The sequence below is a fragment of the Candidatus Thiodiazotropha endolucinida genome, assembly GCF_001715975.1.
Lineage (GTDB): Bacteria > Pseudomonadota > Gammaproteobacteria > Chromatiales > Chromatiaceae > Thiodiazotropha > Thiodiazotropha endolucinida.
Map to the genome: position 1 here is coordinate 23968 of NZ_MARB01000029.1, position 25244 is coordinate 49211.

A 25244-nucleotide genomic window follows, 5' to 3' on the forward strand; every position below is an offset into this window, starting at 1 on the left:
ATATTGCTACCCGCTTCACTATCGGCGGGAGGTATGAACGATGATCCTTTGATCTATAAAGTGATGATCGAAAAGCTGGAGATACGTGAGGGTGATGAAGCGAATCCCCTGGTGCTGGACGCTGAGGCCTGGGTCGGCTATGACTTGAATAAGTTCTGGTTTAAGACAGAGCTGGAAAGACCTAACGGAGAGACCGAGGAGGCTGAGATACAGCTTCTCTACAGCCGGGCCATATTTCCCTTCTGGGATATTCAGGTAGGTTGGCGAAGAGATTTGATACCCGATCCCGAAAGAGATTGGCTGGCCATCGGTTTGAAGGGATTGGCTCCCTACCTGTTTGAAGTGGATGCGTCGCTGTTTGCCGGCGAGTCGGGACAGATTGGCGTACGTTTGGATGCCGAGTACGAATACCTGTTCACCCAAAGGCTGGTGCTGACGCCGGAAATCGAGGTCAACCTACACACAAAGGATGATGAAGAGGTGGGTATAGGTTCGGGGCTTTCCGATCTCTCTTTGGGCCTTCGGCTGCGCTATGAAGTAAAAAGAGAATTCGCGCCTTATGTTGGCGTCAACTGGTCGAAGCGTTTCGGCGACACGGCAGATTACGCCAGGGAGGAGGGCGAGGATGTCAGTGATCTAGAATGGTTGGTCGGTGTGCGTGCCTGGTACTGAGAGGTCTTTACTATGAAAAGAGAACAGATATTACTATGGCTCATACCCATCAGCCTAATTGTTTCCGCCTGCGATAAACCGCAGAGCGAGTCATCCAGCCGGACTGTTGTACAATCTCAAACCCAGGCTATGCCTGCCGAGCGTTGGTACAACAGTCAACAGGTTGTCAATGGAGGCAAACTCTACCAACAGTTTTGCGCGGAGTGCCACAAACCCGATGCCTCCGGCACAACCAATTGGCAACAGCTGGATGAAAAAGGTAACTATCCACCGCCTCCGCTCAACGGTACGGCACATACCTGGCACCATCCGCTTTCAGTCTTAAGAAGGACAGTGAAATTCGGCGGCATACCCCTGGGCGGTACCATGCCGGGATTTGGTGAGAAGCTGAAGCCACAGCAGATCGATGACATACTGGCCTGGGTGCAGTCCAACTGGTCCGATGAGATCTATGCAATCTGGTATGAGCGGGATCAGCAGGCCGGGACACTGTTACCGCTACAGAAAAAAGGGTGACACCACTGAGAATTGTTTAACGAGGTCAATTATGATTAGACTAGAGACGAGTAATTCGTATCGGAATGGATATCGTGCAGGTAAAATATGCCATCACTTCAAATCATTCCTTCTTCTGCTGGCGGCGCTGACCCTATCAACTCATTCATTCGCAGCCGATGTCATCGTCTACAAAAGCCCGACCTGCGGATGTTGCAACGATTGGGTAAAACATCTGCAACAGAATGGCTTTTCCGTGCAAGCGCATGACAGAAGAGATATGCAGTTGGTGAAGCGTACACTGAATGTTCCGCAAGGGCTTCAATCCTGCCATACCGCCGTGGTGGGTGACTATGTCGTCGAGGGTCATGTGCCGGCCAAGGAGATTGTGCGTCTATTGAGGGAGAAGCCGGCGGTCGAGGGAATCAGTGTTCCCGGTATGCCAATGGGCTCGCCCGGCATGGAAGGCCCAAGGAGGGATAATTATGATGTGCTTATCTTTGACGGGAAGGGTAAGACTGAAGTCTATTCCCGCTACTGAGTAAACGGTTGGTGGAGCAGACTATGCATACAACGCTTGTAAGGACCATCTATATACTTTGTCTAAGTGCCTTTGCTGTTTCAGTCACTGCCCATACACCACCCGAAGATGCGCGGGTGTTTTTTATCGGTTTAACCGATGGGGCTGTGGTGAGCACTCCCCTGAAGGTGAAGTTCGGTATTGAAAGATTCGGTATCGTTCCCGCCGGTACGAAGGATAAACGCCGTCATACGGCAGGCCATCACCATCTGTTGCTTGACCTGAAACAGCTGCCCGATCTGGACCAGCCGATTCCAAGGGATGATCATCATATCCATTTTGATCGGGGAGAGACGGAGGCGGTATTGGATCTGTCGCCTGGTAAGCACACCCTGCAACTCTTATTGGGTGACGAAACCCATGAACCCCATGATCCGCCCCTGATATCGGAGAAGATCACGATTACCGTCGAGTGACCCAATTGATTTGATTCAGTCAACGGCGGGCTTGAAAAAAGAATCGGCCATCCCTATCTAATAGGCAACGTAACGATTTATTGCATTTCAGTGCAAGGAGATGAGTCTAATGTTGCCAAGAATACACGGCTTCGATTCAGGCCTGTTCAATGAATTCAGGCGTCTGGAACAGGAGATGGATCAGCTTTTCGGTGCAGGGTTCTGGCCGAATACGATGCGGTCCGTTGCCAACGATAACATTCCGCCAATCAACGTCGGCGTAACACCGGAACAGGTTGATCTCTATCTGTTTGCGGCCGGCGTGAATCCTGAGGAGCTGGATATCTCAATCAATGATAACCGCTTGTCCATCAAAGGCGAGCGACACGTTGAGCGGGATGACGGACTGAACTATTTTCGAAAAGAGCGATATGACGGCGCTTTTCATAAGGTGGTCACACTGCCCGATGATGTGGACGCGGACAAGGTAGAAGCCCGTTACGACAATGGTGTTCTGCATATTGTCATCCAACGTCGAGAGTCTTCCAAACCACGACAGATCACCGTTCAGTAATTGGCGGGAGGTATAAGTAATGAGTACCAGTAAAGAGATAACCAAACAGGATCTTCAACCGCAACAACGGCGTGAATTACCGCAACGCAGTATTCGGCCCAATGTGGATATCCTTGAAGATGAGACAGGCATCACCCTCAGGGCGGATCTGCCCGGCGTAACGAAACAGGGGTTGGATATTCAAGTGGACAACGAGACCCTGTCCATAGACGGCAAGGCGGAGATCGACACCCCTGAGGCGATGCAGGCCCTGTATGCGGACGTGTGCGCTACCCGCTACCAGCGCAGCTTCTCATTGAGCAGTGAGTTGGACGGGGACAAGGCTGAAGCAAATCTTAAAGATGGCGTATTGTCGTTACGGATTCCGAAACGTGAACAGTACCAGCCCCGTAAAATTGAGATTCGCAACGGATAAGTAACCCCTCTACTTTTCATTGCGGAAGCTTGCCTCGGACTGCTTCAGTCCGGGGCTTTTTAATTGGTCTCTGTGAATGTCGCTTACTGCTGTGAACTTATCGAGACTCGGAGGGTCAATTAGATCGTTTTAGGGCCGACTCGATTAGTGTTAACAGGCACTAACAGGTCCTAATCCTAAAGCCCGGCGATCAGAAACGGGTGTGATGAGTTACAAGGACTGCATCAGTCTGCAAAGGCTGTTATCTCCGGTTATTATAATATTTGAGAGTCAGCCTAGTTGTATTGAATAGATAAGGTAAATACTGAACCGGTAGGAGATCGTCATGAAGCGGCATCTATCCATAATAATGCTTATTCTCTTCTGTTTGCTGTCGATGAGCCTAAGTGCTCAGCAAGGAGGTATCGAGAGCCTGCGCCAAACCGGTAAAGCCTTCGCCTCCGTGGCGCAAAAAGTCTCTCCTTCGGTCGTTTTCATTCAGATCGAGACAGTCAGGGAGCGTACGCCAAACAATGAATATTCCCCTTTTGGTTCGCCGTTTGGCGATGATCTTTTCCGGCGCTTCTTTGGCCCGCAATTTCCCGGTGCGCCGAGGCAGCCACAGAAACCGCGCAGACATCGTTCGCTGGGGCAGGGATCGGGGTTTGTCTTTTCCCACGACAAAGGGCTGTTTTCGAACAAAGCCTATGTCATGACCAACAATCATGTTGTTGAGGGAGCGGACAGGATAACCGTCAAATTCAAGAACGGTCATGAATTTTCCGCAACGATCAAGGGCAGTGATCCGAAATCTGATATCGCAGTCCTGGAGATAGTCGCCGATAACTTGCCGGCACTCTCGCTAGGCGATTCCAACAAGCTTGATGTTGGAGAGTGGGTGTTGGCATTTGGCAACCCATTCGGTCTCAGCCACACCATGACTGCCGGGATTGTCAGTGCAAAAGGACGTACAAGTCTTGGTATCAGCGATTACGAGGATTTCATCCAGACCGATGCTGCCATCAATCCCGGAAACTCAGGAGGACCCCTGGTAAACCTGGATGGAGAAGTCGTCGGTATCAACACGGCTATTTTCAGCCGTAGCGGTGGCTATATGGGCGTGGGATTCGCCATACCCATCAACATGGCCAAAGGCATTGCCAATCAGCTTCTCGACAAAGGGGAGGTTACGCGTGGATTTCTGGGCATCATGATCCAGCCCCTGACACCCGAATTGGCTGAATCCTTTGGTACGAAATATCAAAAAGGAATTCTTGTGGCAGAGGTTTCTGAAAATTCACCTGCGGATCGAGCCGGGCTCAAACAGGGTGATTTGATCTTCAAACTTGATGGAAAAAATGTTGGCAATGTAGGTGATTTCCGCAACCGTATATCATTGACCTCTCCCGGCAGTAAGGTGGTATTGGAGATCATACGAAGCGGCAAACCCAAAGCCGTTGAGGTGACAGTGGGCGAACTGAGTGAGCAATCATCAGTAGCCGGTTCGAACACAAAGACCACAGAGGAGCTGGGACTTACGGTACAGACCCTGAACAAAGAGCTTGCAGAATCCTTTGGCACCAATACAACACAGGGTGTGGTTGTTACCAATGTCTCACCGGGTTCAATTGCGGCAATGGCCGGGATTGACGCAGGAACGGTTATTACCCAGGTCAATCGTAATCCGGTAACAAATGCCGGGGAGTTTGAGAAACGGATCAACGAAGGGCGTAGTCAGCGTCAAGTCTTACTCCTGGTAACGAAAGGGGGCATGTCACGCTTTGTTGTGCTTCGCTGGTAATCCAGTTCAATGTCGGCCAGGCCTTTTTTAAGGCCTGGTCTTGACATCGTCACTGGGAACATTTTTCCTACACTAAATTATCAATCGGACATTCTATTTCGGAATGAAATTCTGAAAGCGTCGAAATAGTTTACACGCCGTTTATTCAACCATAGCCAACCTCCTGATTTTTATAGCATGGCATAATTACTGCTTAAATACTGGTATGTGCGGTTCAATAGACAGTAGGCTGTAAATCATGAACGGTTTAGAATCTTTTTCTCTTTCCAGACAGAAAAACTGCGAATACTACCTACAGAAGATTGCAGAACATACTCCGCCTGTAACTGAGAGTGATGAGCGTATGATTCGAATCTATCAGCGTATACTCATCAGGGATCGTTCACTGCTGTACAACCTGGATCTGCTCAAGATGATAGACACTCTACGTAAGGACTCTTTAGTAGGGATAGATCTGGCTGGCACATCATCCAATCTGCCTGAATCTCCAACCGCGCTGAATCTAGACGAGTTCAGAACGTTACTCGATGAAACTCAGGATACCCTGAACAGTTAAGGATTTTCATCGTGCTTCTTGCGATGCGAAACCGCTGCACTTTCGTTCCAGGCCTTTCTCCAGATATGTAACGAGTAACTTCATCAGTGCCACGGTCTTTTGATCTATCCTTGGATCCTCCGCAAAAAAGTGATCACTGCCCATTGCAACAATTGTCAGGCTGCTCGGTGCAATTGCATCAGTTAAAAGCGTTAAACCATCGTTTGGCCCTTCAGATCTCAGTATTGGATAATTTTCGCCAGAGTATCGACTGATTTGTCCGGAGAGGGGAATGCCTATGTAGTTGATGACTAAAATATCAGGATCTATTTGTAGGCGAGCATATCGTTTTCTGCTTTGTTTGGTACCCATGCTCAATATTGCCTCTTTGTCCCAGCCTTTGTGCCAAGTAGCCAAAGTCAATAACCAGTACCGATACCAGGTTTGGTAGTGATCAACAATCGGGCTGCCCTGAAGAATGCCGCCCAGATTGAGCCAGGCCGCGATATCGCCATGCTTTCGTTCGGAAAATCGATTGCTGAGCGCCAGATGAATCGCCGGTCCGGCAGAGCTCGCACCAACCAGAATTATCTTTTTATTGGAGAGCATATGCCTCGCGATATCCGCTGCCAGTACGGCTGCATTCTCTTCCACGCCTCCGGTAGGCGGTAAATTGACAAAATAGTTCTCAAGACCGAACTCATCGGCTAGTTCGCGAGGTCTTGCAAAATCCGATCCGGTGAAATACCCGGTTTCCACGTAGTCCCATCCTGGTACAAACAGCACTCTATATGAAGCGATGTCTGCGTTGACTGTCGTCTCTGTGTTGAGGTGGCGTGAGAAGGCCCGATTGATCTCTACATTGCATTTATAGTTCAAAAGACGATCCGCAAGAAATAGTGCTGCAAAATCGACCGAATATTTATGTGAGATTATCCTCAGCTCTTCTCGCGACGGAATGGATTGTTTATTCTGGCTATAAAGCGCAGAAATCTTTTTAGCCATCTCCGTGTTGTCATTATTTTCAGCGAGATAATTTTCAAGATAGTAACGCGCTATCTCAGAATCCACAGTGGTTTTAACAGGCTCCCCGAAAAACTCCCCCTCTACGGGTATCCTTGGAATGGAACCGCAGGCTCCAAGGAATATGCACGCTAACAGGGTAAGAGTCTTCATCAGGGTTTCAGTCATTGCAGAGTAGTGATCAGCTGGGCTTATGTGATGTGAGAAAGGTTCCCTATTTCATTGGTTACAGGGTAATAATAGTGATGACAAGATTTCCAGTAAAATATTGAATCACAAGAAGTTTCACTAATATAGCTGCTGATTCATAGAAGTGCACAGACATTCTGAATTGTCAGACTCATGAAGGCTTTGTAGATGACAGTGATCTCCCCTAAATTTTGGATGCCTATTTGCCTACAGCTTTTATTACAGAACAAATTGATTTGTACTAGGGTCGCATATGAATGTAGAAATAGTAGGATTTGTACATTGCCTGTCATGAACGGCCATAATTAAATAATGTCTAATGATAACAGTCAGTTAAAGCAACAACTAACTGCTGAGCATAAACTATTTCTCAGTGAAGAGCGTCTTACTCTGGCCTTGAAAGGGGCAAATGACGGGCTATGGGACTGGAATCTGGAGACAGATGAGGTCTATTACTCACGCCAGTGGAAAAGCATGCTCGGCTATGAAGAGAGCGAGCTTGCACATCATCTGAATACATGGGCAAGTCTGGTTCACCCGGATGATAAGGACAGGGTTTTAAAAACGGTTGAAGATCATCTGTCCGGAAATGCCGATTCATTTGAAGTTGAAATGCGTATGCGACACAAGGATGGCCATGAGGTCGTGGTGTTGTCCCGTGCATTTCTCGTCAATCGTGCATCTGACGGTAAAGCGATGCGATTGGTGGGAACCCATGTCGATATCACGGAACGCAAAAAGACTGAATCATACTTAGCAAAAAATGCTGAAATCCTGGAGATGATTGCAACTGGAAAACCAGCACCGGTGATTTATGACCAGATAGCGTTGATGTATGAGGGGCGTCATCCCGGCATGCGCTGTTCCATGCTTGAACTGGAGGAGGGAAAACTCCTGCATGGCGGAGCGCCGAGCCTGCCTAAGGCGTATTGCGACGCAGTACATGGCTTGAAATACGGACCTAACGTCGGGTCATGCGGCACTTCCACCTATACCGGTCAACGGGTGCTTGTGGAAAATATTGAAACGGATCCCAAGTGGGCAAAAATCAAGCATGCAGCACTGCCACACGGCATGCGATGTTGCTGGTCCGAACCCATTAAAAATTCTTCGGGAAAGGTGCTGGGCGCTTTTGGCATGTATTACAATCATCCTGCACTGCCCAATGATGAGGAATCAGAGGATCTGAAATCCGCGGCCCGGCTCGCTGGAATCGTTATGGAGCGCGATCAAGCCCAGAAACGCATCCGTGAGTTAGCCTATAAAGACGAACTGACCGGGCTCGCCAGTCGTGCGCGCTTTTATCAACAGCTTGAAGAGTCGATAAAAACATCCAATCGCAGTGGGCGACGTTTCGCGCTTCTGTATGTCGACCTGGATGATTTCAAAGGTGTGAATGACAGTCTTGGGCATGACGCGGGTGATCTGCTGCTCAAAGATATTGCCAAGTGTCTGAAGAGTATCAGCCGGGAGATTGATTTTGTGGCACGTCTCAGCGGTGACGAATTCTGCATCATTGTGAAAGACGTGGATGATGACTATGCAGCTGCACATGTGGCTCAACGTTGCCTGGATATGATTTCAGAACCGATTGAGTTATCTGCCAGAAAATTTATCCCAAGCTGCAGTATCGGTATCGCCCATTACCCTGATGATGGGGAATATCTCTCCTCCATGCTAAAGGCTGCTGATACTTCTCTTTACTCTGCCAAGGAGCACGGTAAAAACCAATTTGCTTTCTATAGGCCTGAACTTACCCATAGAGCAGAGCATCGGTTCCGGGTAGAGCAAGCACTAAGGGAGGCAGTTGAAAAACAGCAGTTGTCTCTTGTCTATCAGCCCCAAATACTGATGCGTACCGGTGAAATAATCGGTGTCGAGGCATTATCACGCTGGAATCACCCACAGCTGGGCCAGATTCCCCCAACAGAGTTCATTGCCACAGCCGAAAGAATAGGCATGATCAAACCACTCACTGAGTGGGTATTGCGTACAGCATGCAATCATGCAGTTGCGTGCAGAAAGGCAGGCCTACCGGCAGTCAGGATGGCAGTGAACATATCACCAAGCCATTTTCTCGAGAAGGACTTTGTTTCCCTTATCAATCGCGTCATTGAAGAGACAGGCATGAATCCAACTGAACTGGAACTGGAAGTAACAGAAAATGTTGTCCAGACAAATCCAGAAAACCTTACTGTATTTCGAGAATTGAAAGACCTTGGCGTGTTGATAGCGATCGATGATTTTGGAGTGGGTTATTCGTCGTTTGCATCGTTAAAACATCTAACAGCTGATTACCTGAAAATAGACAGGCACTTTGTCAATGACATGCTATCCGATGATGAAACACAGCTTCTGATTGCATCTATGATCGATTTAGGCCATAAGTTGCGGCACAGAATCATTGCCGAGGGTGTCGAGACCGCCGATCAGTTTGAAGTGCTGAACAATCTGGGATGCGACACTGCACAAGGTTACTTATTCAGCAAACCAGTCGACGCTGATGAGATTAGGCAAATTTTAAACAGTAATATTGATAATGGAAGAAGCATGTGGTCGTAACTCATCAATCAGAGCGATTTAGTATCATAATCCCAATATATTCTGAAATGGTGCTGTTTACAGCATTTCTTTGGCAGGACTTCTCAATTTCGGACAGCTGAAAGCCGACACTAGACATCCCGGCAGTAAAAATCGATTGAGTGCCCAACTGGGTAAATCGCATATTTAAAAAAATAGAATAATATGAATTTCTATTACCTCATTATGACCAATTTCGTACACTAGCGATCGTTTGAGTGAATTGCGAACAGTTATCGCTACCAGTGCTCAGCTGACATTCATAGGAATTGGTTTCTGTTGTTTTGATTGGCAGGTAATTACTGAATCAGACATGGTAGCAATTCATTAATATTATTAAAATATCAACAATATCAGTAGGAGATTTTCAATGTTATTCTTTAGTATAAATAACTGGTCTTTGTTTATTGAGTGATCGGAAATGGTGTCGAGCGAATCGAAGTCGTCGGATCATCCCGCAAACGATACGCGCATACAGCTGCGTGATATCCTGCGCTTTTTCCTGCCTGGGACAATATTGCTGGCGGCCGTACTCACCGGATTCTACTACCTCGACTATTCTATTGAACGAGAACTGATCGCGGAGCGGGAGAAACACGAGGTGGAGATTGGGTCCCGTGATATCGATCAGACCATCCAGGGAATCGCCAAGGATGTTGCCATACTGGCCAACTCGGTGAGTCTTCAGGCATTTCTCGAAGACGGATCGGCCTCTTCCCTGCAAAAACTCGGACAGGAATTTCTGAACTTCTCGCGCAGCAAGCAGAGTTTCGACCAGGTGAGATATTTGGACGCCAACGGGCAGGAGCGTGTCCGCGTCAACTACAACAACGGAGCACCGACCCTGGTCAGACCGGATCGGCTGCAGAACAAGGCCGGTCGTTATTACTTCAGCGATACTTTCGAGCTTTCGCGTGGAACCATTTTCGTGTCGCCACTGGATCTGAATATTGAACGTGGCGAGATCGAGCGCCCGCTCAAACCTATGATTAGAATCGGTACCCCAGTGTTCGATGCTCAGGGAAATAAGCGGGGCATTGTACTGGTGAATTATTTCGGACAGGAACTGCTCGATTCCCTGCGATCATCGGCGCGAGACACGGCGGGGGAGATCATGATGCTCAACCGTGACGGCTATTGGTTGCTGGCGGCCGATCCGGAAGACGAATGGGGCTTCATGTTCAAGAACGAGCGACGTTTCTCGAGCACCTACCCGGATGCCTGGGAGTCCATCAAGACCATGGGACAGGGGCAGCGATTCGTTGACGCCGGCGTATTCACATGGCGTACGGTATACCCGCTGCGCGCCGGGATAATGTCCGCCGATGGCAGTGTGGATGTGGCGGGTGAAAGTCATACCAGTCTTTTCGGACGAGAGTATTTCTGGAAGGTGGTAAAACTGGTTCCACAGAGTCATCTGGCCCGGGAATTGGAAAAGCGCTTCAAGTATGGCTTTACTCTGTTTCTGGCGCTCTCCATCCTTTTGATGGTCGGTAGTGCCGTTCTGTCCGTCGCGCTCCAACGTGAGCGGACTGCGGTGGATTCATTGAGGCGCAATGAACGACGCCTTCACACCATCACTTCGGAACTGGCGGAAGGCCTGGTCGTGCTGGGTGAAAAAGGCACGGTGACCCTGATGAACCCGGAAGCGGAGCGTCTGCTGCGTTGGTCGGAGGCGGTCACGCTCGGGCGCCGCTTCGCTGATTTGGTTTGGGGCGGTGAACGGGGGAAAGCACAAGGGGACTCGCCCATCGGGGATGTCCTGGAGAACGCGCAGGTGCAGCGGGTGGAAGAGGACACCTTCAACCGCAGTGACGGCAGTCAACTGCCGGTGGCCTATACTGCGGCACCTATGGAATACGACGGCACCGTCAGCGGGGTCATCGTCACTTTCGAGGACATCACCGAGCGCAAGCGGCTACGCGATGAACTGAAGCGCATGGCCAGCCACGACCCGCTCACTGGCCTCTGCAATCGACGGGAGACCGAGCGATCCCTCGCACAGATAATGCACCACAACAAACGGTATAGACGTGCGGTAGCCATCTGCATGATCGATATAGACCACTTCAAACAGGTGAATGACACCCATGGTCACCAGACGGGCGATCTGGTGCTGAAGACGCTTGGCGAATTGTTGCAGGATCAGACTCGGGATGTGGACTGCGCGGGGCGCTTTGGCGGCGAGGAGTTCATCCTGATCCTGCCGGAAACAACTTTGCAGGAGGCCTCCACCCTGGCCGAGCGTGTGCGTGTGGCGGCATCGAATCTGAAAATCAACGCACCCGGTCTGGAAACGCCTCTGTCCTTCACCATCAGTATCGGGGTTTCAGCCCAAACCGAGTCGCGTCTGACGGCAGAGGGTCTGATCAACGAGGCCGACCGTGCGCTCTACCAAGCCAAGGCCCGGGGTAGGAACCAAGTTCGGGTAGCCCAGGACATATCCCAGAATGTTTCCCCAGGAGAGTCGCCGGTTGATGCATAAGCTTCATCGCTCGTCCATTCCAAGAAGACTTAATTAGCAAGCCATGCCTTAGACCGTCGCGCTGCACCTGTTACCTTTTTAGCCCATTCCAGAAACTCTTCTGGGCTCTCCAGAATATCAGCAGGTATTTCATGGAAGTTCAGTTTTTGGGTGTTGTCTTTTCGTATGTATATTGAGCCATATAAAGATCTTTGAAATATATATATTTTCCTATGTGTGATAAGCGTCATTAAAGGATGTTGGATAGTGGTCGCTAGACAATTAAGGTAAAAAAATATTCAGCTAATACGTCATGGAGGATTCGCAAATGTCTATTAAACAACAATTTTTTCTGCTGATCAGTATAGTTGTCATCAGTATGATTGTTCAGATAGGCCTCGACCGCTACATAACCAATACACTTCTAGAGCTTGAGCAGGAAAAAACGCTCCTGGCCCAGATAGAAGCCGGGATGCTGATGTTGCGCCGAAATGAAAAGGATTTCCTCATGCGCAAAGACCTCAAGTATCTTGAGAAATTTGAGGCTAACCACAAGCTTCTGCAGCAAAAGGTTCAGGGATTATCTGAAAAACTCAAAAGCTCCGGTATTGAAAATAAGGATGCCATAGAGGTAGGAACGATCCTTGAGCAATATAGTGTCAAGTTTCGCGCACTGGTGTCTGTGCAGCAGGAGATCGGACTGCACCATAAAGATGGGCTCTATGGCAGCCTGCGAGATGCTGTTCATGGCATAGAAAAGCTTGTGAAAGAACAACGCGAGTACCAATTGCTAAGTGACATGTTGATGCTTCGCAGAAATGAAAAGGATTTCATGCTAAGGGATGATCTTAAATATGAAACCAAGTACAACAATAACATTGCCAAATTTGAACAGACACTGGCGGCAAGTACGATACCCGTCGAGTTAAAAAACGGGATTTCCCAGGCAGTGAAAAAATATAAGACCGATTTTTTATCCCTTGTTGACGGATATAAGCGCAAGGGCTTAAGTCCCAGCGAGGGGATTCGCGGCCAATTGCGTGCAACAGTACATCGAACGGAAACGCTGATAAAGTCACTCGTTGAGCAGGTAAACTCAGCAATTGCAGGCCACAAAAAGCAAGCCAATATCCTCAAGATCGGCAGTAGCCTGTTACTGGTACTGGTTTTGGCTGGTCTACTGCTTTGGCTATCCGGCTTTATTCGACATCCTATTCGGTTGTTTACCGATACGCTTAAACAGGCGGCGGAAAACCGTGATCTTACATTGCGGGCAAATATTAAAAACAAAGGCGAGATAAGTGAAATGGCATACTCCTTTAATGGCATGATGGATGAGTTCCAGAAATTGCTGAACAAGGTAACCGAGTCCGCCCATGCTGTAACGGAAGCCTCGCATCAGATTACGCAAGTAGCGTCCAGCACCTCTTCCGGCATGCAGCAACAACGGACAGAAAGCGACCAGGTGGCGACGGCAATGAATGAAATGGCAGCTACCGTGCAGGAAGTTGCACAAAGCGCCGCACGGGCAGCGGATACATCCAGTGCAGCCGATCAGGAGGCCAGTGCGGGTTCTGCTGAGGTGAAAAAATCTATTAAAGGTATACAGGAACTGGCAAAACAGGTCGAGGACGTGGCAACCACCATCAAGGAACTTGAGCAGCAAAGCGGGAATATCGATACAGTTTTGAGCGTCATAACGGGCATCGCGGAACAGACAAATCTATTGGCTTTAAATGCGGCAATTGAGGCCGCACGTGCAGGTGAGCAGGGTCGAGGATTTGCTGTTGTGGCGGATGAGGTGCGTACCCTGGCGCAGCGAAGCCAGGATGCTACCGAAGAGATCAAAAACATTATTGAAAAGCTTCAAAACAAGTCGCAGGAAGCCGTTGCGGCAATGGAAGCGGGAAGCAATCAGGTTCTCGTTACCGTGAAACAGGCTCAGCAGGGAGGTGCATCTTTGCAGGCCATATCCGAGTCAATCGCAACCATCCGGGATATGAACACACAGATTGCAACTGCATCCGAACAGCAATCGGCGGTAGCTGATGAAATAAACCAGAGCATAGTACGTATTGCCCAGGTATCGGATGAAAGTGCGACCGGCACGGAACAACTGGACCGTACAAGCATTGAACTGGCCGGACTCGCCAATCAGCTACAAGAGAATATTTCAAATTTTAAAGTAACCTGACATTTCAGTGTGGTGATGATAGCGATACTCTTATCTGTAGGGAATGGTGCATTCAATCAATAGCCGGTGCAGTGGGAAGAAGCATTGAGCAGACAATAAAAGGATCGAGCGCTGTGATAGGGGAGTCAAGTCGGATTACTTTGATTTGTAAAATGACTGATTACGGCCTAAAGCGGAAATGCACCTAGCCTGGAATTATTTGCCGAAATGCCACATAGCGGACTATTCAGCTAAATATGGTGACATGCCATTAGAACGAGGTTAGGTAGTCGTTTATGTGTAGAAGTTACGATTTGGTGTTATTACCTCAGGATTTTTTTATCAAAAATGCAAATTTCGACTCTGTCACGACTTGCAGTGAATGTATAGCGTGACAGCAAGAGACTAAATCATTGAATTTAAGTCTAAATTAATGTTACATAGCGGTCTTGCCATAATAGGGCCTGTTAACACTAATCCAATACACCCTGCTGGGGCTGTTTTTGTGTCCAGCAAGGCAGAATGAGCGAGGTGTAGTTATGCTACATGAGCGAATGATAACGCCGCTGGGCGCAAAAACAGCCCCAGCCCTTCGGGTTGCGCCTGAAAAAGCGCCACTCGACGTTGCTCGTCGCTCATTTGGAATAACCAAACCTCTCTCCTCGCGCCTTGATTGGCGCTTTTTCAGGCACAACAGGGCGTATTGGATTAGTGTTAACAGGCCCTAGACCCCAGCGTAACTGTTAGAAGTTACTAAATATGAGTGAAATTGAATATTTGGAGTTCAATCAAGTAGCTCCTGAGGAGTTTCTACCGGTTGTTAATGAGGAAATGTTGAGGAGGCATCTAGTTGACCACCCCCTATTTGACTCGAGCAGCATCAGAGAATGGATACGAGAAAAATCCAAATCAGAAACTACTCCTGGTTGCCGTGTTAGAGCTGTAATTATAGATGGCGCACTTGCAGGCTGGTGTGGCATCCTGCCGGACGACACTGGTTTTGAAATAGCAATTGTCATATCTAAGAAATTTTGGGGGTTTGGTATATTAATATTCAAAGAGCTGATGTGCTGGGCCAAAGAGCTAGGGCATAAGGAATTAGTGTTTCATTTGCTAGAGACTCGCGCTGAATACAAATTTTTAAAAAGAAAGGCCACAAAAGTTCAGAAAACAGAACTATTGGGTCGCAGCTTCACAACATTTTTCATATCCGTAGAGAAATGGCGCGGAAAGTAACTTCAAAAATATATAACGAGACGCGGGGTCTCGTTAACAACGCTGTTAGATTCACAAAGGGATATTAGGAATGCGCCAGATGTCATAGGTTATTTAATTGGTGGATTTCTATATCTTGTTTCACAAAAGTACAGGGATAAGAAGCAAAAAGAGTGGGACGGCATGAGTGAGCTATACAAGATCTATGAAATTGGAATGTGGGTGTCAATGCCGGTATTCATACTCACAGTTGTCGTTCTTGCTGTAGTTAGCAATGGAATCTAACAGTATGGTCAAGATCGTTCGCTACCACTCACCGGGACGCTCTGCTTCGCTTCGCGTTCCTTACCCAGGCCGTTAATGTCCGCATAAATCTTAGGGGTACAAAAAGGCTATTTGATGCTTGATAGCTCACAGATTATAAGATCAACTCTGCGAGTGGACGCCAATCTGGGTCATTCTTTTCATGGATATGGATGACTTGTTGCATAATCGACGTATGCAGGCCCAAAACCCTTTTACTGTACAAATAGTAGGTTCAATGTGCAGAGCGTCCCGAACATCTTTAACGGACTGGAATCAAAACCTTTGAATGCAAAAACCTGGGGCCCGGTTATTCTGCGTTGGTCGCTCATCATCAGTCTCACGTCGGTGGGGATAATCTATATGATACAAATGCCAGGCAAATCCTATTCCGGCCCTTTCCAACCACTGGATGAAGAGGAGGTCGAGTTACGTGATCGGCTGAAAAAGCAGGTAGAGGTCCTGGGCGGCAGCATAGGCGAACGGAATGTCTGGCACTATAGTGAACTGGAAGCAGCGGCGGATTATATCCGGGATCTTTTTGTGGAGTATGGCTACAGTCCGGAGGTTCAGGTCTTCAATTCCGGCCAAAAAATGGTCAGAAACATCGCCGTTGAACTCCCCGGAGAAAACATCCCCGAGGAGATTATCGTGGTCGGCGCCCACTATGATTCGGTCCACGGCAGCCCTGGCGCGAATGATAATGGAACAGGTGTGGCTGCGGTGCTTGAGCTATCCCGTCTTCTCAAGGATGAACAGCTGAACAGGACAGTGCGATTCGTTGCTTTCGCCAACGAAGAACCACCATTTTTTTACAGCAAAGAGATGGGTAGCCAGGTCTATGCCACTCGCTCCCGTGAGCGTGAAGAACGCATTGTCGCCATGCTCTCACTCGAGACCATCGGTTATTATTCAGATATGCCGGACAGCCAGCACTACCCGGCGCCCTTCAATCTGTTCTACCCGGATAGCGCCAACTTCATTGGATTCGTCGGCAATCTATCCTCGCGCGAGCTGGTGCGCCGTTCAATCGACACATTCCGCCGAACCACCGCATTTCCATCCGAAGGCGTTGCAGCCCCGGGTTGGATTACCGGCATAGGCTGGTCGGATCATCTATCGTTTTGGCAGGCCGGCTATGATGCCATCATGGTTACCGACACAGCGCTTTTCCGCTATGCCCACTACCATTCGTCGACGGATACGCCGGACAAAATCGACTACACGCGCACCGCCAGGGTTGTGAAAGGGCTCAGTCACGTTGTCACGACACTGGCTAACGAACGGTAGATCCTGTTGCTGTTTATTCCTGACCGATGTAAAGAGCATAGATTGGGTTGGAGGCGCAATACAGCCACATTTTCTGCTTGGCGAGTCCAATATCCCCGTGCGGATTCATGCTGAAATCTGCCGACAGTTTGTTTCTACTACCCGTAACGGCCCTCGATATAGTCGGCAGTCTCTTTTTGGTTCGGTGTGACGAACAGGTCTTCAGTCAGCTGGTGTTCGACGACCTTGCCCATCAGCATGAAAATGCACTCTTCGCTGGCGCGTCTGGCCTGGGCCATGTTGTGGGTGACGATGAGAATGGTGTATTGTCCGCGCAGTTCCCAGATCAGTTCCTCAACGGCGGCGGTGCCTTTCGGGTCGAGGGCGGAGCAGGGCTCGTCCATCAACAATACGCTCGGTTTTACCGGCAGCAGACGCGCGATGCAGAGTTTCTGTTGTTCTTCGAGGGATAGTTCGGTTGCCTTCTGGTTGAGACGGTCTTTTACCATGTCCCATAAAAGCACCTGCTGCAGTGCAGACTCGACGATCTCATCCTCATCGGTTTTGGAGGATTTACCCTTGGATGCATGTATCCGGTGACCGAACAGGATGTTGTCGCGAATTGAGATAGGCAGCGGATTGGGTCGCTGGAACACCATGCCTATCTGTTTACGTACCTGGACAAGCTCCACATCAGGGTCGTAGATATTCTTGTCCATGACATCGATGTTGCCTTCGATACGCACATAGCCAAGTCGTTCGTTGATACGGTTCACGCTGCGCAAGAAAGTCGATTTACCGCAACCGGAAGGGCCGATCAGGGAGGTGATCATGCCGTTGCGGATATTGAGGTCCACATCGAAGAGCGCCTGGAAGGTTCCGTACCAAAGGTTGAGTTTGCTGGTCTTGATGGCTAACTCAGGCACAGACTCGTTGATAGCATTTGCAGTGGCATTCATAACTGGCATTTACGCTTTCTTTTCATAGAGTGGATAGTGTTTAGCCGAACTTACCTTCGACATAGTCCCGCGTTCTCTGATCCTCGACTTCACCGGTGAACAGATCCTCGGTTATTCCGATCTCCACGCACTGGCCCTCGAGAAAAAAGGCTGTTCGATCGGCAAGCCGTCTGGCCTGCTGCACCAGGTTGGTGACCAGGATGATGGTCATATCCTTTTTCAGCTCTTTCAGCACGTCCTCTATGCGCATGGTGGTAACCGGGTCGACTGCGATGGAGAATTCATCCAGCATCAGCAGATCCGGTTCCTGGGAAAGGGCGCGGGCGATGGTCAGCCGCTGTTGCTGACCGCCTGAGAGAAGACTGCCCAGGGAGTTGAGCCTGTCTTTGACCTCGTCCCAGAGTGCGGCACGGGTGAGACAGCGTTCGACGATAATATCCAGATCACCCTTATTGTTGATACCGCGCAGGCGCGGTGATAATGCGACATTCTCGTATATCGTCAGGGGCAGTCCGACCGGTAGGGGAAATACAACCCCGATGCGGCTGCGCAGGGCATAGATATTTCTGAGATTGTGGATATCGAGGCCGTTGAAGTGAATCTGGCCCTCAACCGTCATGTTGGAGTTGAAGGTATCCATGCGGTTCAGGGCCTTGAGAAACGATGTCTTGCCGGCGTTGGCGGGCCCGATGATGCCGAAGATCTCATGTTCGTGTACCGACAGATTGACACCGCTCAGGGCCGGCGTAGCGCTATACTTGATGGTTACGTCGCTGACCTGGAGCTTGATAGGAGATTCAACGGCACTCTCCACTACTGTTTCGGGTACTGCCGCAGTGAGGCTCATGTCTACCATTTCTTTTTACCTCGCAGATACATGCGGAACGCGATAGAGATACTGTTCATCAGCAGAACCATGGCGATCAGTACCAGCGCGACGCCGTACGGCAGGTTCTCCGGCACACCCGGCACCTGGGTGGCGACGACGAAAAGGTGCAGCGAAAGGGCCATGGTCTGATCAAAGACACTTTGCGGCAGAAAGGGTAGAAAGAAGGCTGCCCCGGTGAACATGATGGGCGCCGTTTCACCGGTGGTGCGTGAAACCTCCAGAATGACACCGGTGAGGATTCCGCTTACCGCATTGGGAAGCACCACACGTTTTATGGTCTGCCAGCGTGTGGCGCCCATGTTCCAGCACGCCTCCCTGAATGCCTGGGGAACGGCACGCAAAGATTCCCGGGTGGAGACGATCACTACCGGCAGTGTCATGATGGCCAGGGTCAGACTGGCCGCCAGAATGCTGGTGCCGAAACCGAAAAAGATAACGAAGGCGCCGACCCCGAACAGGGCGTGCACGATCGACGGCACCCCCGCGAGATTGATGATCGCCAACTGGATCATCCGGGTAAACCAGTTGTCGCCGGCATACTCGTTGAGATAGATAGCCGCCGCCACGCCAAGGGGTACGGATGCCAGCAACGCGACGGCGACGATCCATACCGTACCCAGCAGCGCGGGAAAGATACCGCCCGCGGTCATACCGTTGGTTGGATCGGTAAACAGAAAATCGATCGAGATGATGCTGCCACCTTTGGCTATCAGAGTGCTCAAGATGATGATTACCGGGATAACCAATAGAACAGTCATCATGAGGAACAGGATACGGTACAGGTTCTGAACCCGTTTGTTCCGTACATTCAGTGCAGATTCGGCGAACATGGCAATTTAACCCTTACGGATGCCACGGACGATGAGATCCGCGGACAGGTTGATCAAAAAAGTGATGATGAAGAGGAAGATTCCGATCGTGAACAGTGCCTGATAGTGTGGTGACCCGACAGCGGTTTCACCCAATTCCGCGGCGATGGTGGCGGTCAGTGCGCGCACCGGATCGAATAGACTGCTGGGAATATTCACGGCATGTCCGGTGGCCATCAGCACCGCCATCGTCTCTCCAAAGCCGCGACCGACACCCAGCAGGACCGCGCCGAGCAGGCCGTTTTTCGCCGCGGGCAGGACGGTCTTGAAGATGACCTGCCAGCGTGTGGCTCCCAGTGCTTCCGCCGCCTCGCGATATCGGTCGGGTACCGCTTTCAGCGCATCCTCTGCGATAGAGGTCATGATCGGTGCCGCCATCAACCCCAGGATGATGCCGGCGTTGAGTACATTCAGCCCCACCGGCACATCAAACAGGTCGATAATCAGCGGATTCATGATGGAGAGGCCGATGAAGCCCCATACCACCGAGGGGATGGCGGCCAACAGTTCCACCAGGACCTTGAGGGACTCTCTCAGTTTGCCGGTGGCGAATTCGCCGATAAAGATGGCCGCCCCGAGCGAGAAGGGGATCGCCACCACCATCGCCAGCCCGGTAACACTGGCGGTGCCTGCCACCAGGGCGAGAATGCCGTACTCGGGGGCATCCTCGTCGGAGGGTTCCCAAAACGGCGAGAGAAAAAACTCCCTGAAGGTGAAGTCTTCCAGCAGAAAGCCAAAGCCCTCCATGGTGATAAAGACGAATATGCCTATGATGAAGATGATTGCCGAGATGCCGGCAATGAAGACCAGGGACTGGACAATCCTGTCGATATACCAGTCTAAATTTCGGCTATCGAAATCAGCAGACATCGATGGTTGCAGGTGTTGGATCTCTGACATTTCAGCCTGCTCCTTCACCACGAAGCAATTCCATCAAGTCCTTAATCAGTATTGCCAATTCGCGATAGATAGAATCGTATTCATGAATATCCTCATCCTCGGGCACTTCGCCCAGCCCCCATTCCAAAGCGGATGTGTGAAAGGGTATGCGGGACAGGTAGGAGGAGATCTCTCCCTGCAGAGACACCACCACGTGCTGCTCGGATATCTCTTTGGGTGTCAGCTGTTCGATGGAGGTCGGCTTGGCATCGCTGTAGTCGATGCCCTTTTCATCGAAAAACTTGGCCAGGTTTGGATCGAGGGCCTCAGCCTTGATCCGGCCGGCGCTAGCATAGTTGCCGACCGTGGGATGATTGATTCTGGCGATCGCTTCCGCCAACTGGCTCAGGCTGCTGTTGTCCTCATCGACAAACAGTATGTTGAATGTCTTTGGTGATTTCTGCTCTCCTGTAACAGCGAACACAGTATCTTCGCAAAGGTTCTTGGCCTGGTCCGCAACCCGTTTGAGTTGTGTGAAAACGACAAAGATCGCAAGTACCTCTTCCACTTTGGTGCGTTCATCGTTCTCCATCATCTCCGTATAGACGACATCCAGATTGTGTTCCATCTCCTTTGCCAGCGTCATGGTGCTCTTAGCGGCATCGGCGTTGAGCTCGGTAAAGGCACTGATGGCCAACTGCAACATGTTCATGGTTTCGCCGGCGATACGATCAAGCTCTCTGCCCAGGCCACCGCTGGGAGGTTGAGACAGCTGTGCCGCTTCACGGGCTATGGTGACGGCGTAATCGCCGATTCGCTCCAGTTCGATATTTGTACGTATCACCGATGAGAGCAGTCGCAAGTGTCCACCGCTGGGTATGTGGATGGCAAAAAAGCGGTGGCAGATCCTGTCGATGTCACGCATGCAGCGATTGATCGGGTTGTCATTCAACACCGTGTTATAGGCGAGTATTTTATCCCCTGTCTGCAGAGCCTTCACTGCATTTCTGACAGCTTCCTGTACCTGTGCGCCCATTTTCGCCACACGATCGTGGATATCGTTAAGGTCGCGCTCCAGTCGTTCTTCGAGGTGGGCCATTGTCTGGTGCTCCGCAATGTATACTGTCACAAAATGACAACGTATTATTTGTAATTGATGCAGTTATTCTTTCGATTAAAGGTATCGAAACAGTACGATTTATACTGTGTGATCATGCAAGACGTTCCATACATAGCTCATTAAAGTGAACAACCAGGCAGTGTATGGATTTCCCAATCCAGGTATATTTGAAACAACCTGGATTGGGATCGATTCTTATCAATTACAGCTTACGCCGCGTACCGGTGCATACCCCTTTTCCAGGAGAATGCACTGGCCTTCATCACTCTTTACCCAATCAAGATAAGTTTTGATGGCGCCTTGCGGTTCGCCATTGGTATACATGAACAACGGCCGTGCGATGGGATAGCTGCGGTCACTGGCAGTCTCCACACTGGGCGTGACGCAATCACCACCATCTTTCATAATACAGGCCATTTTGATGTGATCCGTGGCGTAGGCCAATCCGCTGTATCCGATGGCGCAGGGTGTCTTCTCAACAAGATCAACCACATCTTTCGAACCGTGCATGTCCAAAGTCCCCTGGCGGTACTTGCCTTTCTTGCCAAGCACCTCCTTTTTGAAATAGGCGTAAGTGCCGGAGTTGTTCTGGCGGCTCACGACGACAATTTCGTCACCCTTGCAGCCTGGCACTTTCAATCCCAGATCGGACCATTTTGTGGCCTTTCCACCGCGCCCAAAGACTGATTTCAATTGATCGTAATCCAGAGTATCCGCCGGGTTGTCCTGATGGATGAAGACAGCAAGGGCATCATATCCGACCACATGCTCGATTGGGTCCTGCCCCTTTGATTTTGCCAGCTTCAACTCTTTATTTTTCATCTGGCGGCTGGCATTGGCAATATCCACTGTACCGTTGATCATTGCGGCGATGCCCGTGCCGGATCCCCCACCCGATACCGCAACCGCCACATTGGCATCCACGCCACCATAGGCTTCAGCCCAGGCCTGGGCAACATTCACCAGCGTGTCAGAGCCCTTGTTCTGTATGACGGTACGATCCGCGGCCTGTGCCGTAAAAGCAATAAACAGACTGCTGGCCGCCACTGAGATGGCATAAGAGATTTTCCTCATTGTGAACACCCTTAGTAATAATTTAGATTAATCGTAAAAGCGTAAAAAACGATAGTCGACCACGCTATCCCATCTTGAGTGGGTAGCCTTCATATTGTTTTTTGATCTGCGTTGAATATTGCAGGTTAATGACGACTATATTCCAAAAATATTACAGTTTGATGACAACGAGAGACTATTCGGGAAATAATTTTTAAGCGAGGAAATTGAAAGGATCTGGCACTTGTTGAGTCTGCCCGATATTGAAATAGTATGCTCATGGTCCTGTGTCGCATGTCTCTTATTTATATCGATAGGTATTTGATATTGATGATAATAATTTACACGCAAGCGGGCAGTTGCCGGTTCGCTCCGAGCCAATGATATGACTAGCGTCTAGACTATAGGTAACAACATTGCGGGGTGGATAGTGTCTCGATATGCGATATCGCTTCTCTTCTTTATCTGCTTGGTGTGCGCTGGTGTCAGCCAGATATTCGCCGATACTCAAAGCCAAAGCCGTAGAGGATTTCTTCTGGAGATCTCAGGAGCTATAGGGCCTGCGACTGCCGACTATCTTGATCGCACACTGGAGAAGGCTGAAAACGAAGCCGTGGAGTTGGTTGTCCTGCAGATGGACACCCCCGGCGGTCTGGATACCTCGATGCGGGCCATCATCAAACGCATCATCGCCTCCCGGGTTGCGGTGGTCAGTTACGTTGCGCCAAGTGGCGCACGGGCAGCCAGTGCCGGTACTTATATCCTTTATGCCAGCCATGTCGCCGCCATGGCGCCTGCCACCAATCTGGGTGCGGCAACCCCGGTGTCCCTGGGGGGATTACCGAAATCCACACCGGAAAGAGGCAACTCAGGGGATGAGGCGGAGGGTCAGCAAGCCCCGACCGCTACAGATGCGAAGACGAGTAAAGTCGTCAATGATGCATCTGCCTATATTCGCAGTCTGGCGGCTTTACGTAATCGAAATGCCGATTGGGCTGAATCGGCGGTGCGGGATGCCGCCAGCCTTTCCGCGGATGAGGCATTAAAGCTGGGTGTCATCGATCTTGTTGCGGCAGACCTGGATAGTCTGCTGTCTCAGCTGGACGGCCGTCAGGTTGAATTGCCCCTGGGCAGCAAGACACTGAGTACCGAGGATCTGCAGATAGAGAAACACTTGCCTGATTGGCAGAGTCAATTGCTGAGCATCATCAGTAATCCCAATCTGGCCTACATTCTCATGTTGGTGGGAATCTACGGGCTGATCTACGAATTTGCCAATCCTGGTTCAATCGTCCCCGGCACCGTGGGCGCCATCTCTCTGTTGCTTGCCCTCTATGCATTTCATCTTCTGCCGATCAATTATGCCGGTGTGGCATTGATTCTGCTCGGCATATCGTTAATGGTGGCAGAGGCATTCGTACCCAGTTTCGGCACCCTGGGAATAGGGGGGGTGATTGCATTCATCATCGGATCCCTGATCCTGGTGGATACCGATCAGGCGGGATTCGGCATATCGCTGCCACTGATTCTGGGTGTTGCGGTAGGCAGCGCCTTTCTCATGGTTTTTGTTATTGGCATGGCTATCAAGTCACGTCACCGTCCTGTAGTGAGCGGACGTGAAGAGATGCTGACCAGTGAGGGTATCGTGATGGAGGATTTTACCGGTGAGGGTGACATCAGGGTACATGGGGAAGTATGGCGGGCTCACTCCAAGCAACCGTTGCAAAAAGATCAACTGGTACAGATTACCGGCAGAGACGGGCTGGTTTTAAAGGTGATACCGGCTGATAAGGAGAAGTGATCATGACGCTCTATCTATATGCGGTTATTCTATTTCTGATCGTCGCCTTTCTCGCTTCGGCGCTCAAGATACTGCGTGAGTATGAACGTGGCGTGGTATTTATGTTGGGGCGCTTCTGGCGTGTCAAGGGACCGGGCTTGATCATCATCATACCGGTGATCCAGCAGTTCGTAAGAGTCGATCTGCGCACGATTGTGCTGGACGTTCCGTCCCAGGACGTCATCTCGCGCGATAATGTATCGGTAAAGGTCAATGCGGTCGTCTATTTCCGTGTGCTGGATCCGGAGCGGGCCATTATCCAGGTAGAGGATTATATGGTCGCCACCAGCCAGCTGGCGCAAACCACTTTGCGTTCCGTCCTGGGTCAGCATGAGTTGGATGAGATGCTGGCCGAACGAGAGCGGCTCAACGATGATGTAAGGAATATATTGGATCAACAGACCGATACCTGGGGAATAAAGGTATCCAATGTAGAGATCAAACATGTCGATCTGGATGACAGCATGATCCGGGCAATAGCACGTCAGGCCGAGGCGGAACGGGCGAGGCGCGCAAAGGTTATCCATGCCGAAGGTGAACAGCAGGCCGCTGAAAAGCTGGTCGAAGCGGCGAAGACTCTCTCCGTACAGCCGCAGGCGATTCAGCTCAGATACCTGGAGACCCTGACAGAGATAGCCGGGGACAAGAGCCACACCCTGGTATTTCCACTGCCGATGGATCTGCTGGAACCGCTACTTAAAAAGCGAGAGGGTTGACGCCTGGCCTTTTTCTTCAAGCGTATAAACGTTCCCACGCTCATGGGTGGGAATGCATCCGGCATGTGAATTGGTAAAGCGATGTATGAGTTCCCACCCTGGAGCGTGGGAATCAGTTAATGGGTGGGAACTAGGGCCTGTTAACACTAATCCAATACGCCCTGTTGTGCCTGAAAAAGCGCCAATCAAGGCGCACCCCAAGGGCACTTCCTTCGGGGCGCGAGGAGAGAGGTTTGGTTATTCCAAATGAGCGACGA

At 50.2% G+C, this 25244-nt stretch carries 22 protein-coding genes; 15 read left to right on the plus strand and 7 right to left on the minus strand.

Annotated elements, in window-relative coordinates; translation table 11 throughout:
- The first annotated feature begins 33 nt into the window (after nt 1-33).
- The 8 genes from CODIS_RS18140 to CODIS_RS18175 all read left to right on the plus strand — a co-directional run bounded on the left by CODIS_RS18140 (nt 34) and on the right by CODIS_RS18175 (nt 5467).
- Nucleotides 34-672: a copper resistance protein B gene (locus CODIS_RS18140; protein ID WP_235615275.1), complete on the plus strand. Its 639-nt coding sequence runs from the start codon at nt 34-36 to the stop codon at nt 670-672.
- A 12-nt stretch (nt 673-684) separates the two neighbouring features.
- Nucleotides 685-1188 (plus strand): c-type cytochrome, encoded by a 504-nt coding sequence (locus CODIS_RS18145; protein ID WP_069127864.1) that lies wholly within the window; start codon nt 685-687, stop codon nt 1186-1188.
- Between the two features lie 31 nt (nt 1189-1219).
- On the plus strand, nt 1220-1708 hold the full coding sequence (locus CODIS_RS18150) for a DUF411 domain-containing protein (protein WP_083220892.1): 489 nt from the start codon (nt 1220-1222) through the stop codon (nt 1706-1708).
- A gap of 23 nt (nt 1709-1731) precedes the next feature.
- Complete coding sequence (locus tag CODIS_RS18155) at nt 1732-2163, plus strand: DUF4399 domain-containing protein (RefSeq protein WP_069127867.1); 432 nt, start codon at nt 1732-1734, stop codon at nt 2161-2163.
- A gap of 109 nt (nt 2164-2272) precedes the next feature.
- The gene (locus CODIS_RS18160) at nt 2273-2716 is read left to right on the plus strand and encodes an Hsp20/alpha crystallin family protein (protein ID WP_069127870.1); all 444 of its coding nucleotides are present in this window, start codon (nt 2273-2275) and stop codon (nt 2714-2716) included.
- Between the two features lie 19 nt (nt 2717-2735).
- Nucleotides 2736-3131: an Hsp20/alpha crystallin family protein gene (locus CODIS_RS18165; protein WP_069127873.1), complete on the plus strand. Its 396-nt coding sequence runs from the start codon at nt 2736-2738 to the stop codon at nt 3129-3131.
- Between the two features lie 325 nt (nt 3132-3456).
- Nucleotides 3457-4911, plus strand: coding sequence for a DegQ family serine endoprotease (locus CODIS_RS18170; protein WP_069127876.1), 1455 nt, complete (start codon nt 3457-3459; stop codon nt 4909-4911).
- 238 nt (nt 4912-5149) lie between these two features.
- Entirely contained in the window at nt 5150-5467 is a 318-nt protein-coding gene (locus CODIS_RS18175; protein WP_154723198.1) for a hypothetical protein, read from the plus strand.
- Nucleotides 5468-5473: 6 nt separating this feature from the next.
- Here the strand turns inward: CODIS_RS18175 and CODIS_RS18180 are convergent, their stop codons facing one another.
- The gene (locus CODIS_RS18180) at nt 5474-6622 is read right to left on the minus strand and encodes a hypothetical protein (protein WP_154723199.1); all 1149 of its coding nucleotides are present in this window, start codon (nt 6620-6622) and stop codon (nt 5474-5476) included.
- Nucleotides 6623-6970: 348 nt separating this feature from the next.
- Between CODIS_RS18180 and CODIS_RS18185 the strand changes: the two genes are divergently transcribed.
- From CODIS_RS18185 to CODIS_RS18205, 5 genes are all read left to right on the plus strand, one after another.
- Nucleotides 6971-9220, plus strand: a complete 2250-nt coding sequence (locus CODIS_RS18185) for a bifunctional diguanylate cyclase/phosphodiesterase (RefSeq protein ID WP_083220893.1) — start codon at nt 6971-6973, stop codon at nt 9218-9220.
- 439 nt (nt 9221-9659) lie between these two features.
- Nucleotides 9660-11723, plus strand: coding sequence for a sensor domain-containing diguanylate cyclase (locus CODIS_RS18190; protein WP_069127895.1), 2064 nt, complete (start codon nt 9660-9662; stop codon nt 11721-11723).
- Nucleotides 11724-12030: 307 nt separating this feature from the next.
- Nucleotides 12031-13896 (plus strand): methyl-accepting chemotaxis protein, encoded by a 1866-nt coding sequence (locus tag CODIS_RS18195; protein WP_162420281.1) that lies wholly within the window; start codon nt 12031-12033, stop codon nt 13894-13896.
- 738 nt (nt 13897-14634) lie between these two features.
- On the plus strand, nt 14635-15111 hold the full coding sequence (locus CODIS_RS18200; RefSeq protein WP_069127901.1) for a GNAT family N-acetyltransferase: 477 nt from the start codon (nt 14635-14637) through the stop codon (nt 15109-15111).
- 645 nt (nt 15112-15756) lie between these two features.
- Nucleotides 15757-16683, plus strand: a complete 927-nt coding sequence (locus CODIS_RS18205) for a M28 family peptidase (protein ID WP_083220897.1) — start codon at nt 15757-15759, stop codon at nt 16681-16683.
- A 137-nt stretch (nt 16684-16820) separates the two neighbouring features.
- On the opposite strand, the gene CODIS_RS18210 is transcribed toward CODIS_RS18205, so the two are convergent.
- The 6 genes from CODIS_RS18210 to CODIS_RS18235 form a co-directional block, all read right to left on the minus strand.
- Nucleotides 16821-17630 (minus strand): phosphate ABC transporter ATP-binding protein, encoded by an 810-nt coding sequence (locus tag CODIS_RS18210; protein ID WP_235615276.1) that lies wholly within the window; start codon nt 17628-17630, stop codon nt 16821-16823.
- 31 nt (nt 17631-17661) lie between these two features.
- Nucleotides 17662-18477 (minus strand): phosphate ABC transporter ATP-binding protein, encoded by an 816-nt coding sequence (locus CODIS_RS18215; RefSeq protein WP_235615277.1) that lies wholly within the window; start codon nt 18475-18477, stop codon nt 17662-17664.
- Entirely contained in the window at nt 18471-19340 is an 870-nt protein-coding gene (gene pstA, locus CODIS_RS18220) for a phosphate ABC transporter permease PstA (protein ID WP_083220894.1), read from the minus strand. Before pstA ends, CODIS_RS18215 begins: the two co-directional genes overlap by 7 nt.
- Before the next feature lie 6 nt (nt 19341-19346).
- A complete protein-coding gene (pstC, locus tag CODIS_RS18225; protein WP_083220895.1) occupies nt 19347-20279 on the minus strand; it encodes a phosphate ABC transporter permease subunit PstC in 933 nt (310 codons plus the stop codon).
- Between the two features lies 1 nt (nt 20280).
- Entirely contained in the window at nt 20281-21357 is a 1077-nt protein-coding gene (phoU, locus tag CODIS_RS18230; RefSeq protein ID WP_069127906.1) for a phosphate signaling complex protein PhoU, read from the minus strand.
- A gap of 219 nt (nt 21358-21576) precedes the next feature.
- Entirely contained in the window at nt 21577-22452 is an 876-nt protein-coding gene (locus CODIS_RS18235; RefSeq protein ID WP_069127909.1) for a phosphate ABC transporter substrate-binding protein, read from the minus strand.
- A gap of 409 nt (nt 22453-22861) precedes the next feature.
- On the opposite strand from CODIS_RS18235, the gene CODIS_RS18240 reads away from it, so the two are divergent.
- A complete protein-coding gene (locus CODIS_RS18240) occupies nt 22862-24232 on the plus strand; it encodes an NfeD family protein (protein ID WP_069127911.1) in 1371 nt (456 codons plus the stop codon).
- A 2-nt stretch (nt 24233-24234) separates the two neighbouring features.
- A complete protein-coding gene (locus CODIS_RS18245; RefSeq protein ID WP_083220896.1) occupies nt 24235-24987 on the plus strand; it encodes a slipin family protein in 753 nt (250 codons plus the stop codon).
- Nucleotides 24988-25244 lie beyond the last annotated feature (257 nt).

Excerpts from the sequence above, each read along its gene's own strand:
- CODIS_RS18185 (WP_083220893.1), top strand. The coding sequence starts at position 6,971 with ATGTCTAATGATAACAGTCAGTTAAAGCAACAACTAACTGCTGAGCAT.
- CODIS_RS18205 (WP_083220897.1), top strand. The coding sequence starts at position 15,757 with ATGATACAAATGCCAGGCAAATCCTATTCCGGCCCTTTCCAACCACTG.
- CODIS_RS18150 (WP_083220892.1), top strand. The coding sequence starts at position 1,220 with ATGATTAGACTAGAGACGAGTAATTCGTATCGGAATGGATATCGTGCA.
- CODIS_RS18195 (WP_162420281.1), top strand. The coding sequence starts at position 12,031 with ATGTCTATTAAACAACAATTTTTTCTGCTGATCAGTATAGTTGTCATC.
- CODIS_RS18175 (WP_154723198.1), top strand. The coding sequence starts at position 5,150 with ATGAACGGTTTAGAATCTTTTTCTCTTTCCAGACAGAAAAACTGCGAA.
- CODIS_RS18235 (WP_069127909.1), bottom strand. The coding sequence starts at position 22,452 with ATGAGGAAAATCTCTTATGCCATCTCAGTGGCGGCCAGCAGTCTGTTT.
- pstA (WP_083220894.1), bottom strand. The coding sequence starts at position 19,340 with ATGTTCGCCGAATCTGCACTGAATGTACGGAACAAACGGGTTCAGAAC.
- CODIS_RS18245 (WP_083220896.1), top strand. The coding sequence starts at position 24,235 with ATGACGCTCTATCTATATGCGGTTATTCTATTTCTGATCGTCGCCTTT.
- CODIS_RS18155 (WP_069127867.1), top strand. The coding sequence starts at position 1,732 with ATGCATACAACGCTTGTAAGGACCATCTATATACTTTGTCTAAGTGCC.
- CODIS_RS18140 (WP_235615275.1), top strand. The coding sequence starts at position 34 with ATGAACGATGATCCTTTGATCTATAAAGTGATGATCGAAAAGCTGGAG.
- phoU (WP_069127906.1), bottom strand. The coding sequence starts at position 21,357 with ATGGCCCACCTCGAAGAACGACTGGAGCGCGACCTTAACGATATCCAC.
- CODIS_RS18200 (WP_069127901.1), top strand. The coding sequence starts at position 14,635 with ATGAGTGAAATTGAATATTTGGAGTTCAATCAAGTAGCTCCTGAGGAG.
- CODIS_RS18190 (WP_069127895.1), top strand. The coding sequence starts at position 9,660 with ATGGTGTCGAGCGAATCGAAGTCGTCGGATCATCCCGCAAACGATACG.
- CODIS_RS18180 (WP_154723199.1), bottom strand. The coding sequence starts at position 6,622 with ATGAAGACTCTTACCCTGTTAGCGTGCATATTCCTTGGAGCCTGCGGT.
- CODIS_RS18215 (WP_235615277.1), bottom strand. The coding sequence starts at position 18,477 with ATGGTAGACATGAGCCTCACTGCGGCAGTACCCGAAACAGTAGTGGAG.
- CODIS_RS18145 (WP_069127864.1), top strand. The coding sequence starts at position 685 with ATGAAAAGAGAACAGATATTACTATGGCTCATACCCATCAGCCTAATT.
- CODIS_RS18210 (WP_235615276.1), bottom strand. The coding sequence starts at position 17,630 with ATGCCAGTTATGAATGCCACTGCAAATGCTATCAACGAGTCTGTGCCT.
- CODIS_RS18165 (WP_069127873.1), top strand. The coding sequence starts at position 2,736 with ATGAGTACCAGTAAAGAGATAACCAAACAGGATCTTCAACCGCAACAA.
- CODIS_RS18170 (WP_069127876.1), top strand. The coding sequence starts at position 3,457 with ATGAAGCGGCATCTATCCATAATAATGCTTATTCTCTTCTGTTTGCTG.
- pstC (WP_083220895.1), bottom strand. The coding sequence starts at position 20,279 with ATGTCAGAGATCCAACACCTGCAACCATCGATGTCTGCTGATTTCGAT.
- CODIS_RS18160 (WP_069127870.1), top strand. The coding sequence starts at position 2,273 with ATGTTGCCAAGAATACACGGCTTCGATTCAGGCCTGTTCAATGAATTC.